Annotated in this window: 11 protein-coding genes; 8 read left to right on the plus strand and 3 right to left on the minus strand. The window is 73.3% G+C overall.

Annotation, left to right across the window (positions count from 1 at the left end; genetic code table 11):
* The first annotated feature begins 25 nt into the window (after positions 1 to 25).
* From LL648_RS01285 to pth, 5 genes are all read left to right on the plus strand, one after another.
* Positions 26 to 1,099: a LolA family protein gene (locus LL648_RS01285; protein WP_232660490.1), complete on the plus strand. Its 1,074-nt coding sequence runs from the start codon at positions 26 to 28 to the stop codon at positions 1,097 to 1,099.
* A 35-nt stretch (positions 1,100 to 1,134) separates the two neighbouring features.
* Positions 1,135 to 2,091 (plus strand): ABC transporter ATP-binding protein, encoded by a 957-nt coding sequence (locus LL648_RS01290; RefSeq protein ID WP_232660937.1) that lies wholly within the window; start codon positions 1,135 to 1,137, stop codon positions 2,089 to 2,091.
* A complete protein-coding gene (locus LL648_RS01295; RefSeq protein ID WP_374111954.1) occupies positions 2,088 to 2,975 on the plus strand; it encodes an ABC transporter permease in 888 nt (295 codons plus the stop codon). Before LL648_RS01290 ends, LL648_RS01295 begins: the two co-directional genes overlap by 4 nt.
* A 249-nt stretch (positions 2,976 to 3,224) precedes the next feature.
* Entirely contained in the window at positions 3,225 to 3,869 is a 645-nt protein-coding gene (locus LL648_RS01300; RefSeq protein ID WP_232660491.1) for a 50S ribosomal protein L25/general stress protein Ctc, read from the plus strand.
* Positions 3,866 to 4,456 (plus strand): aminoacyl-tRNA hydrolase, encoded by a 591-nt coding sequence (gene pth, locus LL648_RS01305; protein WP_255684368.1) that lies wholly within the window; start codon positions 3,866 to 3,868, stop codon positions 4,454 to 4,456. The genes LL648_RS01300 and pth overlap by 4 nt, the downstream gene beginning before the upstream one ends.
* A gap of 64 nt (positions 4,457 to 4,520) precedes the next feature.
* Here pth and LL648_RS01310 read toward each other — a convergent pair whose 3' ends face one another.
* A complete protein-coding gene (locus tag LL648_RS01310; RefSeq protein ID WP_232660492.1) occupies positions 4,521 to 6,122 on the minus strand; it encodes an amidohydrolase in 1,602 nt (533 codons plus the stop codon).
* On the minus strand, positions 6,115 to 7,416 hold the full coding sequence (locus LL648_RS01315; RefSeq protein ID WP_232660493.1) for an MFS transporter: 1,302 nt from the start codon (positions 7,414 to 7,416) through the stop codon (positions 6,115 to 6,117). Before LL648_RS01315 ends, LL648_RS01310 begins: the two co-directional genes overlap by 8 nt.
* Before the next feature lie 135 nt (positions 7,417 to 7,551).
* Here LL648_RS01315 and LL648_RS01320 point away from each other — a divergent pair, with 135 nt between their 5' ends.
* Positions 7,552 to 9,069, plus strand: a complete 1,518-nt coding sequence (locus tag LL648_RS01320) for a PucR family transcriptional regulator (protein WP_232660494.1) — start codon at positions 7,552 to 7,554, stop codon at positions 9,067 to 9,069.
* Here LL648_RS01320 and LL648_RS01325 read toward each other — a convergent pair.
* A complete protein-coding gene (locus LL648_RS01325) occupies positions 9,055 to 10,716 on the minus strand; it encodes a fatty acyl-AMP ligase (RefSeq protein WP_232660495.1) in 1,662 nt (553 codons plus the stop codon). The two genes, LL648_RS01320 and LL648_RS01325, sit on opposite strands and share 15 nt — an antisense overlap.
* A 267-nt stretch (positions 10,717 to 10,983) precedes the next feature.
* Here LL648_RS01325 and LL648_RS01330 point away from each other — a divergent pair, with 267 nt between their 5' ends.
* Both LL648_RS01330 and LL648_RS01335 read left to right on the plus strand, forming a co-directional pair.
* Positions 10,984 to 12,336 (plus strand): dipeptidase, encoded by a 1,353-nt coding sequence (locus tag LL648_RS01330; protein ID WP_232660496.1) that lies wholly within the window; start codon positions 10,984 to 10,986, stop codon positions 12,334 to 12,336.
* Positions 12,337 to 12,356: 20 nt separating this feature from the next.
* Entirely contained in the window at positions 12,357 to 15,491 is a 3,135-nt protein-coding gene (locus LL648_RS01335) for a BTAD domain-containing putative transcriptional regulator (RefSeq protein ID WP_232660497.1), read from the plus strand.
* Positions 15,492 to 15,494: the final 3 nt, after the last annotated feature.

A 15,494-nucleotide genomic window follows, 5' to 3' on the forward strand; every position in this document is an offset into this window, starting at 1 on the left:
AGCAGCGATGGGTCAGGCTGAGCACATGGTCAAGCGAACCGGAAATGCAGGGCGCAACGTCGCCGCCGGCCTCGCGGTGGCCTGCGTCGTCGGGCTGGGCCTCTTGGCCGTCCCTTCCGGCGCGGGCGCCGCGCCGGAGTTGCCACCGATCTCGGCGGAGGATCTGCTCGCCTCGGTGGCGAAGGCGAAGCCGGAGGCGTTCAACGGCACGGTCGGGCTCGAGAACGCGCTCGGCCTGCCGGCGCTGCCGAACCTCCCGCAGGCCGGGAACGGCGACAGCACCGCGCGGATCTGGTCGGACGGTGCCGGCCGCGGCCGGGTGCAGCTGCCCTCGCCGCAGGGCGAGCGCACGCTCGTCTCCGACGGGACGACGTTCTGGGCCTGGGACTCCAGCACCCGCACGGTCACCAAGCACAGCGAGAGCGGGCACCCGGGCGCGAAGCCCGATGTCAACGCGACCGACCCGACGGGCGCGGCCACCGAGGCGATCAACAGGCTGCGCTCCACCAGCCAGATCCGCGTCGACGGCACAGCGGAGGTCGCGGGCCGCCCGGCGTACGAGCTGGTGCTCGCGCCGGCGGCGCAGGAACGTACCCTCCTGCGCGAGGTCCGCATCGCGATCGACTCGGAGAAGCGTGTGCCGCTGCGCCTGACCGTGCTCTCGAACGGGTCGAACGACCCGGCGCTGCAGCTCGGGTTCACCGATCTCTCCTTCGGTCCGCAGGACGAGAAGCTGTTCACGTTCACCCCGCCGCCCGGCACCAAGGTCGAGGAGGGCGAGAAGCACGACCAGGGGCAGCGGCCGCAGCGCCCCGAAGGCGTCGAGCCCACGATCGTCGGCGACGGCTGGGACACCGTGCTCGTCGCGAAGCGGCCGGAAGGAGCTCCCGCGGACAAGGACCAGCCGGACAAGAACCAGCCGGACAAGGACCGGCCGGGCGGAGTCGACCTGAACGCGCTGGGCACGCCGGTGAGCGGCGCGTGGGGCAGCGGCCGGCTCATCACGACGGCCGTCGCCTCGGTGATCGTCACCGATGACGGACGGATCGCGATGGGCGCCGTGCCCGAGCAGGTGCTGACCGAGGCACTCGCCAAGTGACGACGTCCTCCCCTGCCACGTTCTCCTCTGCCACGCTGGCCCCGGGCGGGTCTGCCGGCTCCGCGGTGGGTGCCCCGGTGGCGGCGCGGGCGATCGGGCTGCGCAAGGTGTTCGGCCGGACGGTCGCCGTCGAAGGCATCGACCTCGAGGTCCCGTCCGGTGCGGTGCTCGGCATGCTCGGCCCGAACGGCTCCGGCAAGACGACGCTCATCAGGATGCTGCTCGGGCTCACCCGCCCGACGGCGGGCGCGGCCGAGCTGCTGGGCCACCCGGTGCCGGAGCAAGCGGCGTGGGCGTTGCCACAGGTCGGCGCGCTGGTCGAGGGGCCTGGCTTCCACCCCTTTCTCTCGGGACGGGAGAACCTGTGCCGCGTGGCCGCCGCCGAGCCGCTGCTTGCGAGCTCCGAGATCGCCAACGCCGTCGGCGCCGTGCTCAAGCGGGTCGGTCTCGCCGACGCGGCCGACCGGCGCTACCGCGGCTATTCGCTCGGGATGAAGCAGCGGCTCGGGCTGGCCGCCGCGCTGATCGTCCCCAGGAGGCTGGTCGTGCTCGACGAGCCGACCAACGGGCTCGATCCCGCCGGCACTCGGGACGTCCGGCGGATCATCGGTGAGCTGCATGAAGGCGGCGCGACCGTCATCGTCTCCTCGCACCTGCTCGCCGAGGTCGAGGCGACGTGCACGCACGTGGCCGTGCTGCAGGCCGGGACGCTCGTGGCGACGGGCGACCTCCCGTCGCTGCTGGAGGCCGGCACGTCCGGGATGGTCGTCGTGACGCCCGACGTCGAGCTCACGATCCGCACGATGCGCGAGGCCGGCGCCACGGCGTACCGCTCGGAGAGCACCGAGCCGGCCGTCGTCGTCAAGGACGGGCCGCCGGCGCCGGAGGCGATCTCGCTGCTGGTGCGCGCCGGCGTCTCGGTGCACGAGGCCCGGCGGAGCAGGGCGAACCTCGAGGAGCTCTTCGCCAGGCTGACCGAGGAGACCGGATGACGGCCATGACGGAATCAACAAGGGCCGCCGCACTCGCGCGCACGACCGTTCCCACCGCGGCGCCGCGGCACGCCCCGATGGGCAGGTTGCTGGCCGCCGAGGCCCGCTGGGTGCTGCGCAGGCCGCGGACGCTCGTCATGCTCGGGGTGTTCGCGCTGGTCCCCGTGCTGATCGCGATCGGCGTCGCGGTCGCGGACGACACCCCCGGGCCCGGCAGCGGGCTGATCGGCGCGATCGCCGGCAACGGGTTCGTGCTCCCGATCGTCTCGATGACCATGGCGCTCGGCCTGCTGCTGCCGCTCGCCGTCGCGATGGCCGCGGCCGACGCGATCGCGGGCGAGACCGCGCACGGAACGTTGCGCGGGCTGCTCGTCGCGCCCGTAGGCAGGCTGCGGCTGGTCGGGATGAAGGCGTTCGGGGTGCTGCTGGTCGCCACCCTCGCGACCACCGCGATCGCCGTGATGGGGCTGCTCGCCGGATTCGCCGTGATCGGCGGCGCGGACGGGCAGCTGATCACCCTTTCCGGCACCACACTCGGTCTCGGCGAGGCGCTGGCCAGGGTGGCGCTGGTGGTGGTGTGGACGGTCGGCCAGCTCGCCGCCGTCGGCGCGGTCGCGCTGGCGATCTCCGCCTACACCGAGCACCCGCTCGTCGTGCTGGCCTCCGTGCTCGGCGGCCTGATCGTCTTCGGCGTGCTCTCGGCGATCCCCGCGCTCGACTGGCTCCAGCCCTACCTGCTGACGTCGGGATGGACGGCGGGCGTCGACGCGCTGCGCGACCCGACGCCGTACGGCGGGATGATCGAGAGCAGCCTGCGCGCCCTCTGCTACCTGGGCCTCGGCGCGGGCGTCACCGTCCACCGGATGCTGCGCCGCGACGCCTGACCGACTTCCCCACCGTTTTGCCTACCTGCAGACCCTGCGGGGCATGCAGGTTGGCAAAACGGTGGGGAACTTCGGTGCGGGGGTGCGCCACCCGCGGAGGGAACGTGTCGATCCGTCGCGTATTGTTGTCGCCAGTTCCGCGGCGAGGGCGGGTGTCCTTCTAGCCCGCCGTGATCGACGTGGGTCCGGCTCGACCGGTGCCCCTCGCCGCGCGTCCACATCGCAGAACGCTGATCGAGGAGTCCTACCGTGGCCGAGGCCCGTATCGTCGCCGAGACCCGCACGGAGTTCGGCAAGGGCGCAGCCCGCCGCACCCGCCGTGCCGGCAAGATCCCCGCTGTCCTCTACGGACACGGCACCGACCCGCAGCACCTCTCGCTGCCGGAGTTGGAGTTCAAGCGCATCGTCCGCGAGCAGGGCCGCAACGCCGTGCTCACGCTCGACATCGCGGGCAAGCCGCAGCTGGCGCTCACCAAGACCGTCGTCGCGCACCCGATCCGCCCGTACATCGAGCACGTCGACCTGCTCGTGATCCGCCGCGGTGAGAAGGTCGTCGTCGAGGTCCAGGTCGTCGTCACCGGCGACGCCGTCCCCGGCGCGCTGGTCAACCAGGAGCTGAACACCATCGAGGTCGAGGCCGACGTCTCGAGCATCCCCGAGTCGGTCGAGGTCTCCGTCGAGGGTCTTGCCATCGGCACCCAGATCCACGCCTCCGACGTGCAGCTGCCCGAGGGCACGACGCTGCGCGCCGACGCCGAGATCCTGGTGGTCAACGTCATCGCCGCCCCGACCGAGGCGCAGCTCGAGGCCGAGCTCGACACCGAGGGCGCCGGCGTCGTCGAGGACCAGCCGGAGACCCCGGCCGAGTCCGACGACGAGCCCGCCGAGTCCTGATCGTGGCGCCGGGTCCCGCTCTCGTCGTCGGGCTCGGCAATCCGGGCCCCGACTACGCCGAGACCCGGCACAACGTCGGCTTCCGCGTCGTGGAACTGCTCGCGGCGCGGGCCGGCGGAGGCCGGTTCTCCAAGCACCGCTCCAACTCGGACGTGCTGGAGGGCCGCCTCGCCGGCCGGCGGGTCGTGCTCGCGAAGCCGCGCACCTACATGAACGTCTCCGGTGGCCCGGTCGCCGGGCTGGCGAAGTACTTCTCCGTCGCGGTCGAGGACCTCGTTGTGGTCCACGACGACCTCGACCTGGGGTTCGGTGTCGTGCGCCTCAAGCGCGGCGGCGGCGAGGGCGGCCACAACGGGCTGCGTTCGATCAGCTCGTCCATCGGCACCCGCGACTACCTGCGCATCCGCTTCGGCATCGGCCGCCCGCCCGGCCGGCAGGATCCGGCCGACTTCGTGCTCAAGCGCTTCTCCGGCACGGAGAAGAAGGAGCTGGAGTTCGCCGTCGACCTCGCGGCCGACGCCGCGGAGGCGCTGCTGGCAGACGGCCTCGAACCGGCGCAGAACCGCTTCCACGCCCTCTCCGGCTGACCGTCGACAACGACGTTTTGGCTGTTGTGAGCGCTAACAAACAGCCAGAACGTCGTTGTCGACGTCAGGCGCGGTGCACCACTGCGCCGTCCAGCACCGTCAGCCAGGTGCTGACGTCGGCCAGCTCGCTCGTCGGCGTGCTCTCGACGTCCGCGTCGAGCACGACGACGTCGGCGAGCTTTCCCGGCTCCAGCGAGCCGATGCGGTCCTCCATGCCCAGCGCGTAGGCCGCGTCGATCGTGTGCGCCCGCAGCGCCTCCTGCAGCGTCATCGCCTGATCGGCCCCGATCTCGGCGCCGGCGAACGTCCGCCGCGTGATCGCGTTGGCGATCGTGTCCATGGGCCGCAGGCTGGAGACGAACGAGTCGCTGGAGAGCACCGGGCGCAGCCCGGCGTCGAGCTCCTCGCGGATCGGCTGGAGGCGGTGGGCGCGGCGGCCGAGCCTGCGCAGGAAGTCGTCGCCACTGTCGCGGAGGAAGTTCGGCTGGTTCACCGGGATCACGCCGAGCCCGCCGAACCGGCCCACCTGGGCCTGTGTCGGGTATCCGCAGTGCTCGATCCGCGGCCGGAAGTCGTCGCCGTACGCCCGGCTGCCGGCCTCGATCGCCTGCAGCGTGTTCTCCATCGCCAGGTCGCCCTGGGTGTGGATGGCCACCCGCCAGCCCGCCCCCGCCGCCTTCGCGACCAGCTCGGTGAGCTGCTCGGCCGGCCAGTAGAGGCTCCCGGTAAACTCGCCGTGCTCGCCGTAGGGCTCGCGGAACGCGGCCGTGCCGCCGATCAACGTGCCGTCGGAGTAGAACTTCATGGCGCCGAGGCTCAGCCGGTCGTCGCCGAAGGGCCCGGCGAGCCCGATGCCCGCCATCGCGTCGAGCTGGTGCGAGAGCGGCATGGCGACCGTGCGCAGCGGCAGCCACCCGCCCGCGTGCGCGGCCCGGTAGACGCGCAGCTCCCGCGCCGAGACCTGCGGGTCGGCGACGGTGGTGAGCCCGGCGGCGAGGTACTGCCGGCCGGCGTCCCGCAGCCAGCCCGCGAGCTGCTCGAACGGCAGATCCGTGTGGAAGTTCGGGCCGTGGCAGCCGATCTCGACGGCCACCGGCAGCAGGTGCTGCATCGCAGCGTCGAGCACCATCCCGGTGAGCCGGCCCGCCTCGTCGCGGACGAACCTCCCGCCGGCCGGGTCGGCGACGTCGGCCCCGATGCCCCGCCAGGCCAGCGCCGCCGAGTTGACGACGGCGTGGTGGCCCGAGACGTGGTAGATGATCACCGGGTGCTCGGTGGTGGCGTCGTCGAGGCGCTGGCGGGTCGGCCGGCTGTCGGCGAACTTCGCGTCGTCCATGCCGAACGCGCGGATCCACTGGCCGGGCGGTGTGACCGCCGCCGCGGCGGCGACCAGCTCGACCAGGTCGTCCAGCTCGGCGACGGCGGGGAACCTGGCGTCGAGCGCCGCGAGCGACTCCGCGGTGGAGAGCAGGTGGTTGTGCGGGTCGACGAAACCCGGCAGCACCGTGCGCCCACCGGCGTCGATCCGCTCGACCTCCGGGCCGGCATGCGCCACGGCGTCCGCGCCCAGCGCGTGCACCCGCCCGCCGCGCACGAGCAGCGCGTCGGAACGCGGCACCGCGCCCATCGTCAGCACGCGGGCGTTGTGCAGGAGCAGGTCAGGCACGGGAGACCTCCGGGACGGGCTGGTCGCGGTCCGGCTCGTACCGGGGCGCGAACCGCAAGCAGACGATGCTGATCAGGCACATCGCGACGAGCAGCACGATCACCGGCGTCACGCCGCCGAACGCTGCGACGAGCGCGGTGCAGGCCAGCGGGGCGAAGCCGCCGAAGATCGCGGCGGCCAGCGAGTAGGAGAGCGAGATGCTCGTGTAGCGGGCCTCGGGGGCGAACATGCCGGAGAGGATCGCGGCCATCGGACCGTAGATCGCCGACATCGCCAGCCGCATCAGCGCGAGCATGCTGATGATCAACCCGGCCGAGCCGCTGCTCAGCACGAGGAACTGCGGCGCAGCGAGCACGGCGACCACCACCAACCCGACGATCACCACCCGGCGGTCGCCGAACCGGTCGCCCAGCCAGGCCAGCCCGACCGTCGCGACCAGCTCGACGATCGCGGCGATCGAGAGCCCGTAGAGGATCAGCTGCTCGTCGACCCCGAGGTCGGTCGTCGAGTAGGCCAGCAGAAAGGTCGTCACCACGTAGTAGCCACCGGTCGCGGCCGGCAGCGCGCCGAGGCCGAGCAGGATCGTGCGCCAGCCACTGCGCAGGGCGGTCCCGATCGGCAACGACACGACGGCGTTGCGCTTGCGGACGGCGACGAACTGCGGCGACTCCTCCACCTTCAGCCGCACCACGAGCCCGACGATCACAAGCACCGCGGAGAGCAGGAACGGCAGCCGCCAGCCCCAGCCGAGCAGCACCTCGTCGCCCGCGCCGGCGAGCAGCCCGAAGATGCCGGTCGCGAGCAGCGCGCCGGCCGGGTTGCCGAGCTGGGCGAACGAGCCGTAGAAGGTGCGGCTGCGTTCCGGGGCGTGCTCGACGGCCATCAGCACCGCGCCGCCCCACTCGCCGCCGACCGCGAGGCCCTGTGCGAACCGCAGCACCACCAGCAGCACCGGCGCGAGCACGCCCGCAGCGGCGTAGGTCGGCAGGATGCCGACGGCGAACGTGGCCCCACCCATGATCAGCAACGTCGTGACCAGCGCCGCCTTGCGCCCGACCCGGTCGCCGAAGTGCCCGAAGACCACCCCGCCGAGCGGCCGGACGAGGAACCCGACGGCGTACGTCGCGAACGCCGCCATGGCCGCGACCGCCGGGCTGCTCTCCGGGAAGAACAGCTTTCCGAACACGAGGCTCGCGGCCGTCGCGTAGACGTAGAAGTCGTACCACTCGATCGTCGTGCCGACGAAGGCCGCGGCGGCGGCCCGCCGGGCGCTCGACGTGCTCTGGTCGGACATCGCGTTTCCCCGCTTCATCGAGGTAGAGCCGCTTTGGTTGCGCGGAACGCTAGCTGTCGGGCGCCCGCTCGCCGCCGTATGATCCGCACAGTTGCCCACCCGTTCTTGGAGGGTCCGCACAGTGAAGTTGGCGCAGTGGAACTGACCGTCGCCGACGTCCTCGGGATGGACAGGCTGGAGCTGGGTCTGCTCGCCGGCGCCGGCGGGCTGCACCGCTCCGTCCGGTGGGCGCACGCGATCGAGCTGACCGATCCGGTGCCGTGGCTGCTCGGCGGCGAGCTGGTGCTGACGATCGGCCTCGGGCTGCCCGACGACGCAGCCGGCTGCCGGGCCTACGTCGAGCGCTTGAAGGACGCGGGGTGCGCCGGGCTCGGGTTTGCCGCCGAGGTGCTCGACGAGATGCCCGCCGAGGTGCTCACAGCGGCCGACGAGCTGGACCTCCCGGTGATCGGGGTGCTCGGCACCACCCCGTTCATCGCGGTGAGCATGGCCGTGGCCGGCTGGTACTCCGACGCGGCCCGGCGCGCGGAACGCCACGCCGTCGAGGCGCAGGAGGCGCTGGCCAGAGCCGCGCTGCGGGCGGGGGCGGACGGTCTGCTCGCCGAGCTGGCGCGGCGGCTGGGCGGCGCAGCGCTGCTGCTCGACACCGCCGGCCGGACCCGGTCGGCCCACCCTGCCACCGCGACCTCTCAGACCGGGTGGCACATCCAGGCCGCCGAGCTCGCTGCCGGGATGGGCGGGCGGGGCCAGGCCGCCGGCACCGCGGAGCTCGGCGGCGAGACACTGCTCGTGCACAGCCTCGGGCTGTCCGGCCCACCCCGCGGCTGGCTCGCCGCACTCGCTCCGACCAGCGCGAACGTGCACCGCGGGCTGATCGTCAACCATGCCGCGGTGCTGCTCTCGATCCACGTGCTGGGCATCGGTGCCGTCGGCACGAGACTGCACGAGCAGCGGGCGCGCCTGCTCGGTCCGCTGCTCGACGGCACGGCAGTAGACATCGACCCGCTCCTGCTGCCCAGGCCACCGTTCGAGGTGCTCGCCGTCGCCGGATCGGCGCGCGACGTGCCCGATGTGCTCGACGCGCTCGACGACGTGCTCGGCGACGCCGCCGCAGCCGAACGGATGCTGGTCGTGCCGCGAACCGACATGATCGTGCTGGTGCTGCCCGACGAGCGGCCGCGCGTCGGACCGCGGCTGGTCGGGCGGCTCGCGGAGATCACCGGGGCGCCGGTGCGGGCGGGCGCGGCAACTGCCCGCGAGACCGCCGGGCTGGCCACCGCGGGCCGGCAGGCCGCCGACGTCGTGCCGGCCGGTCCGGGTTACGTGCACGCCGACGAGGTGTCGGCGTGGGCGGTGCTGCGCGACGGGCTACGCCCCTCGGCCGTCGCCGCGTTCACCACCGCGGTGCTGGGGCCGCTGCGCAGCCACGACGAGCGCAACGGCAGCCGGCTCGTCGAGTCGCTGCACGCTTACCTCGACGCGGGCGCGAACCTGGAGGCCGCCGCGGCGGCGCTCGGCGTGCACCGCAACACGCTGCGGGCGCGGTTGGCCGCCGCCCAGCGCATCGCGGGGCGGGATCTCTCCGATCCGGCCGCCCGGCTTGAGCTGTGGCTCGCCCTCTCCGCGGCGGCCGTACTGTCAGCGCCTAGTTAGCAGATCGCCGGTCGCCGCGCGGCGCAGCTTGCCGGAGGGCGTCTTCGGCAGGCTGCCCGGCCCGAGCACAACCACCTCCGACGGGCGCACGCCGACCGCCGAGACCACCCTCGCGGTGACGTCCTTGCGGATCGCCTTCTCGGCGTCCTCGTCGCCCGCCTTGCGCGACTCCACGGCGACGGCGAACGACTCGCGGTGCCGCCCGTCGCCGGCGAGCTGCCGTACCGCGACGACGTTGCCGGCACGCACGTCGGCCGCCTCGGCCGCGGCCCGTTCGATGTCGGTCGGGTAGATGTTGCGACCACCCATGATGATCACGTCCTTGCGGCGGCCGCAGACCACGACCTGGCCGTCGACGACGTATCCCTCGTCGCCGGTGTCGAACCAGCCGTCGGCGTCCTGGGTGTCGACGGGGCCGTCGACCGTGAGGTAGCCGGGCGTCACGGAAGGACCACGCAGCTGCAGCGCGCCGACCCCGCGGTCGCCGAGCACCTCGCCGCCCTCGCCGAGCACCCTCACCTCGATCCCCGGCAGCGGCGGGCCCAACTTCGGGAACCGCCGCGACGGTCCCTCGCCCGCCGGCTCGGCGCGACGGTGCGCCTCCAGCTGCTCCGCGTCGATCGTGTCGATCTCCATGCCGGTGTTGATCGGCGCGAACGCGACCCCGAGCGCCGTCTCCGCCATGCCGTAGGCGCAGAGCACGGAATCGGCGCGCAGGCCGAACCTCGCGCCGGCATCGACGAACCCCGCGACCGCGTCGGGGTCGATGGGCTCCGCGCCGTTGAGCGCGATCCGCAGCGTCGAGAGGTCGAGCGGGCCGTCGGCGCGCGCGAGCTGCCGGCCGAGCACGGCGTAGGCGAAGTTGGGGGCGGCGGTGACGGTGCCGCCGTACTTCGAGATCAGCTCGGCCCACAGCAGTGGTCGGCCGAGGAAGTCGACGGGCGTGACGGTCACCAGCTCCAGTCCGGTGACCATCGGGACGGTCAGGAACCCGACCATGCCCATGTCGTGGAAGAGCGGGAGCCACGACACCATCACGTCGTTGTCGGTGTCCAGCGCGGCGGCCTGCATCATCGCGGTGATGTTGGCGTGCAGGTTGCCGTGGGTGATCCGGACTGCCTTCGGCTCGGCCGTCGACCCGCTGGTCAGCTGCAGCAGCGCGGTATCGGCCTCCTGCGCGACGTCGGCGTCGGCCTCGATCGCCGCATCACCGCTGGTCAGCGACTCCATCGTGCGGAACGCGATGCCACGCTCCGCCAGCACCGGCGCGAGCGCGTCGAACGGCGCGCCGAGCAGCACCAGCTCCGCATTGATCATCTTCAGCACGGAGACGGTGTCCTCGGCCCACGCGGCGAGGTCGGTGCGCGCGGTGGGCTGGTGCAGCATCGTCACGCTGCCCCCGGTGAGCCAGACGGCCTGCGCGGCCGGCGCGATCGTGACTGGCTCCCCCGCCAGCACCCCCACCGACGCCCCACGCGGCAACCCGGGCACACCGTCGGCGCCGTCGCGCAGTGCTGCCGCCATCCGGCGGGCGATCTCGTGCACCTCCGGCCAGGTGCGGCGAGCCGGCGCCTTGGGCTCGCCCGTCGTCATGCCGTGGTGGGATCGGGACGCGGAGTCCAGCAACATCGCCAGGAACCAGGACATACCCCGAGCCTACGGTCCGAACATGACGTCCCGCCCAAGCGGGAAGGATCTCGGGGCGGCGGGGCAGCTGCGCGTACCTTCGTTGTGCCGTGCCCGTTGCGCACGCGAGGGCAGGAAAGCCACTTTCCTGCCCTGTGAGGGCCGGAAAGTGGCTTTCCTGCCCTCCCCCGACCCCGGGTAAGCCGCGTCGATCCGGGTGCGCGGGAGTGGGCGCCCCCGTGTGTGCGGAACGCACACAGGCCGCCAGGGCTACTAGCATCGGGTCGCGTGTCACCGACTCACATCGCCGCCGAGCTGGCCGCCGCCGTGCACGCCGCGGTGCCCGCCGCGATCGACGACCTGAAGAACCTGGTCCGCATCCCCAGCATCTGGGCCGATCCGGCGCGCGCCGACGACACCCGGCGCAGCGCGGAGGCCGTGGCCGCGCTCGCCGCCGCTGCCGGCGCCGCGGACGTCGAGATCATCGCGGCCGAGGGCGGCGCACCGGCCGTCGTCGCGCACTGGCCCGCGCCGGAGGGTGCGCCGACGGTCCTGCTGTACGCGCACCACGACGTGCAGCCGACGGGCGGTGACGAGCACTGGACCACCCCGCCGTTCGAGCCGACCGAGCGCAGCGGCCGCCTGTACGGCCGCGGTGCGGCCGACGACAAGGCCGGCGTGATGACGCACCTCGCGGTGCTCCGCGCCTACGGTGGACGCCCTCCGGTGGGCGTCACGCTGTTCATCGAGGGTGAGGAGGAGTCGGGCTCCCCCACCCTCTCGACCCTGCTGCGCGATTACCACGAGCAGCTGACCAGCGACGTCATCGTGATCGCCGATTCCGCCAACCCTGCCGTCGACGTCCCGGCGCTGACGACGAGCCTGCGTGGGCTGGTCGACGTCGTCGTCGAGGTATCGATGCTGGAGCGCCCCGCGCACTCCGGCGTCTACGGCGGCCCCGTCGGCGACGCGCTGACCGCGCTCTGCCGCGCGCTCGCGACGCTGCACGACGAGCGCGGCGAGGTCGCCGTCGCCGGCCTGCACCACGGCTCGTCCGACGCACCCGACGTCGACGAGGCCACCTTCCGCTCCGACGTCGCGCTGCTCGACGGGGTCGAGCTGCTCGGCAGCGGCACCATCCACGACCGCACCTGGCGCAAGCCCGCCGTCGCGGTGCTCGGCATCGACGCGCCGAAGGTCGCGGAGGCGTCGAACATCCTGATCCCGCGCGCCCGCGCGATGGTCAGCATGCGGATCGCGCCGGGCGACGACGTCGCGAAGGCGCAGCGTGCGCTGGTCGAGCACCTCGAGACGAACGTCCCGTGGGGCGCGCACGTCACGGTCACCCCGGGCGCCGGGGTCGCCGAGCCGTTCAGCGTCACGACCGTCGGGTCGGCGTTCGACGCCGCACGCAGGGCGTTCGCGGCCGCGTACGGCAACGAGGTCGTCGAGACCGGCGCCGGCGGGTCGATCCCGTTCATCGCCGAGTTCGCCCGGACGTTCCCGGGCGCCTCGGTGCTGGTCACGGGCGTCGGCGACCCGGCGAGCCGCTGGCACGGCATCGACGAGAGCGTGCATCTGGAGATGTTCGGCCGCGGGGTGCTGGCGGAGGCGCAGCTGCTGGCGGAACTCGCTCCCTGACACGCGGGCACAATGGGCCCGTGCGGGTCGGTCTGCTGGGGGGCGTGGTCGCGTGGGGCGACGACGGTGGTTCCGTCGCGCTCGGCGGGCTGCGCGTCCGTGGCCTGCTGGCCAGGCTCGCGCTCGACGCGGGGCGGACGATCAGCACGCCGGTGCTCGTCGACGACCTGTGGGGCGAGTCGGTGCCCGACCACGCCGCCAACGCGCTGCAGGCGCTGATCTCGCGGCTGCGCAAAGCGATCGGCGCCGAGCTCGTGCAGACCGACGCCCGCGGTTACCGGCTCGCGCTCGATCCCCCGTGCGTCGACGCGAGGCAGTTCGAAGGGCTCGTCGGCACTGGGTCGCTGGCGGCCTTGCGGTCGGCGCTGGCACTGTGGCGTGGCCCGGCGCTGGCCGACCTCGACGGGATCCCCTTCGCCGCGGCCGCGGCCGCGCGGCTCACCGAGCAGCGGGCAGCCGCCGTCGAGCAATGCGCCCGCGCAGCGCTCGCGGCCGGCGACCCCGAACCTGAGGTGGCCACGCTCGCCGCGCAGCTCGAGGCGCACCCGCTGCGCGAGACGACCGCGGCGCTGCTGGCCCGCGCGTTGCACGCCGCCGGGCGGCAGGCCGACGCGCTCGCGGTGCTGGACCGGACGGCAGAGCGGCTCGTCGACGAGCTCGGGGTCGATCCCGGCGCCGAGATCGACGCCGCCCGCCTGGCCGTGTTGCGCAACGAGCCGGTCGCACAGCCGCGGTCGGCCCCGCTGCCGCGGCGGCTGACCAGCTTCATCGGCAGGGATGACGACGTGCTGCGGGTTCGCGAGCTGCTGGAGCGTGGCCGGCTGGTCACGCTCATCGGCCCCGGTGGTGCCGGGAAGACCCGGCTCGCCAAGGAGGCCGCCCCCACCGGCGCCGCCCGCCCGCTGGTGATCGCCGAGCTCGCGGCACTCACGGAGGTCGACCAGCTCCCGGCCGCCGTGCTCTCGGCGGTCGGCGGCCCGGAGCAGCTCATCACCCTCCACGACGACACCGAGCCGGACACCACCGGCCGGCTCGTCGCCGCCGTCGCCGCGCAACCGATGATCCTGCTGCTGGACAACTGCGAGCACCTGGTCGACGGGGTCGCCGGGCTCACCGCAGCGTTGCTCGACGCCTGCCCCCGGCTCACCGTCCTGGCGACCAGCCGGGAACCGCTCGGGATCATGGGCGAGGTGCTGCATCCCGTCGAGCCGTTGCTTGCGGCGGACGCTGTCGCGCTCTTCGTCGACCGCGCAGCGGCCGTGCGTCCGGGCTTCGCGCTCGACGCCGACGTCGAGCCCGCTGTGCGGGAGATCTGCACGAGGCTCGACGGCCAGCCGTTGCCGATCGAGCTGGCGGCGGCGCGCCTGCGCACGTTGACGCCCGCCGAGATCGCCGCGCGCCTCGACGACCGCTTCCGGCTGCTCACGTCCGGTGCGCGCACCGCGTTGCCGCGGCACCAGACGTTGCGGGCCGTCGTGGACTGGAGCTGGGACCTGCTGACCGAGCCGGAACGGGCAGTGGCCCGACGGCTCGGAGCCTTCGCCGGTGGCGCGACCGTGGCCGCGGCCGAGCGGGTCTGCTCGGCGCCCGCGGGGCCGCCCGTCGACGACGTCTTCGAGCTGCTCGCCTCGCTCGTCGACAAGTCGCTCGTGGTCGCCGTCCCGCAGCAGCACGGCGCGCCGACGCGGTACCGGATGCTGGAGACGATCAGGGAGTACGCCGGCGAGCGGCTCGACGAGGCCGGCGAGCGCGCCGACGCGGTAGCGGCACACACGGCGTTCATGCTGGAGCTCGCGGAGACCGCCGAGCCGCACCTGCGCGGTGCGGAGCAGCTGGACTGGCTGGCGAAGCTGCGCGCGGAGGACGACGAGATCGACCTCGCCATGCGGCGGGCGCTCTCGGCACGGGACGCCGCCGTCGCGCACCGGTTCGTCGCGGCGATGGGCTGGTCCTACCTGATCAGAGGGCTGGTCCAGGAAGCGGACCGCTGGGCCGTGGCCGTGCACGGCCTCGACGGCCCGGTCCCCGCCGCCACCAAGGCGTTGAACTGCACGTTCTTCGCGCTCAGCCACCTCGGGCGGGGCAAGATCGACGAGACGAAGGTGTACGCGAACCAGGCGATGCAGCTCGCGTACACCCTGCCGAGGCCGTGGCACCCGATGCTGGAGCTGCTGCAGCCCGTCTACGCCATGTACGTCGACGACGATCGCGGACCGCTGATCAGGCAGTCGGAGGACGCAGCGGATCCGTGGGTGCGCGCGTTCGCGATGCTGACCGGGGCGCAGTACGCCGAGAACGCGGGGCTCGTCGACGAGCAGCGCAAGCTGCTCCGCCAGGCGCACGAGCTGCTCAGCGTGATCGGCGACCGGTTCGGCCTCGGCATGGTCGTGCACGGGCTCGGTGAGCTGGAGGACTTCGCCGGCGAGTACGACGCCGCCGCGCGCGCCTACGACGAGGCCATCGTGCTCGCCACGGAGCTGAGCAACGTCGACGACCTCCCGCAGTTCGCGATGAAGCGCGCGCTGCTCGAGGCGCGGCGGGGCAACGTCGAGGACGCCCGGCGGATGATCGCCGAGGTTCATTTCGAAGAGGCTCTCGACGACTCGTTCAACTCGGTCGGCGCCCTGCACATCATCGCCGCCATCGTCGAGATGATGGCCGGCAACATCGCGACCGCCCGGGCGCGCATCGAGCTGGCCGCGGCCGACTTCCGCGTCACCGGCGACGATCACGCCTCGCCGCAGCGCCAGGCGTGGCTGTCCTCGATCCTCGCGCTGGTCGAGATGCGCGCTGGTGATCGAGCGGCCGCGCGCGCGGCGCTGCGCGCGGCGGTGGAGCCGGCTCGCCGCAGCGACGACGGCCCGATCTGCGCGACCGTCGTCGAAGCCGTCGCCCGCTTCGCCCATATCTGCGGACGGCACGAGCATGCGGCGCTGCTGCTCGGGTCGAGCGTCACGTTCCGCGGGATGCTCGACAAGGGCAACCCCGAGATCGTCGCGCTGCTCGAGGAGCTGCGCGGCCGCCTCGGCGACGAGGCCGCCGCCGCGGCGCACCAGCTTGGCAAGGCGATGTCCACCGCCGAGGCCTTCACGCTGATCCACGAGATCGTCGACAACGACGTCATGGCTGTCCCGGAGGCCCCGGAACAGCCATGACGT

Origin of the sequence: Pseudonocardia sp. TRM90224 (assembly GCF_021245725.1) — a bacterium.
Classification (GTDB): domain Bacteria; phylum Actinomycetota; class Actinomycetes; order Mycobacteriales; family Pseudonocardiaceae; genus Pseudonocardia.

Excerpts from the sequence above, each read along its gene's own strand:
- LL648_RS01285 (WP_232660490.1), top strand. The coding sequence starts at position 26 with ATGGTCAAGCGAACCGGAAATGCAGGGCGCAACGTCGCCGCCGGCCTC.
- LL648_RS01295 (WP_374111954.1), top strand. The coding sequence starts at position 2,088 with ATGACGGCCATGACGGAATCAACAAGGGCCGCCGCACTCGCGCGCACG.
- LL648_RS01315 (WP_232660493.1), bottom strand. The coding sequence starts at position 7,416 with ATGTCCGACCAGAGCACGTCGAGCGCCCGGCGGGCCGCCGCCGCGGCC.
- LL648_RS01325 (WP_232660495.1), bottom strand. The coding sequence starts at position 10,716 with ATGTCCTGGTTCCTGGCGATGTTGCTGGACTCCGCGTCCCGATCCCAC.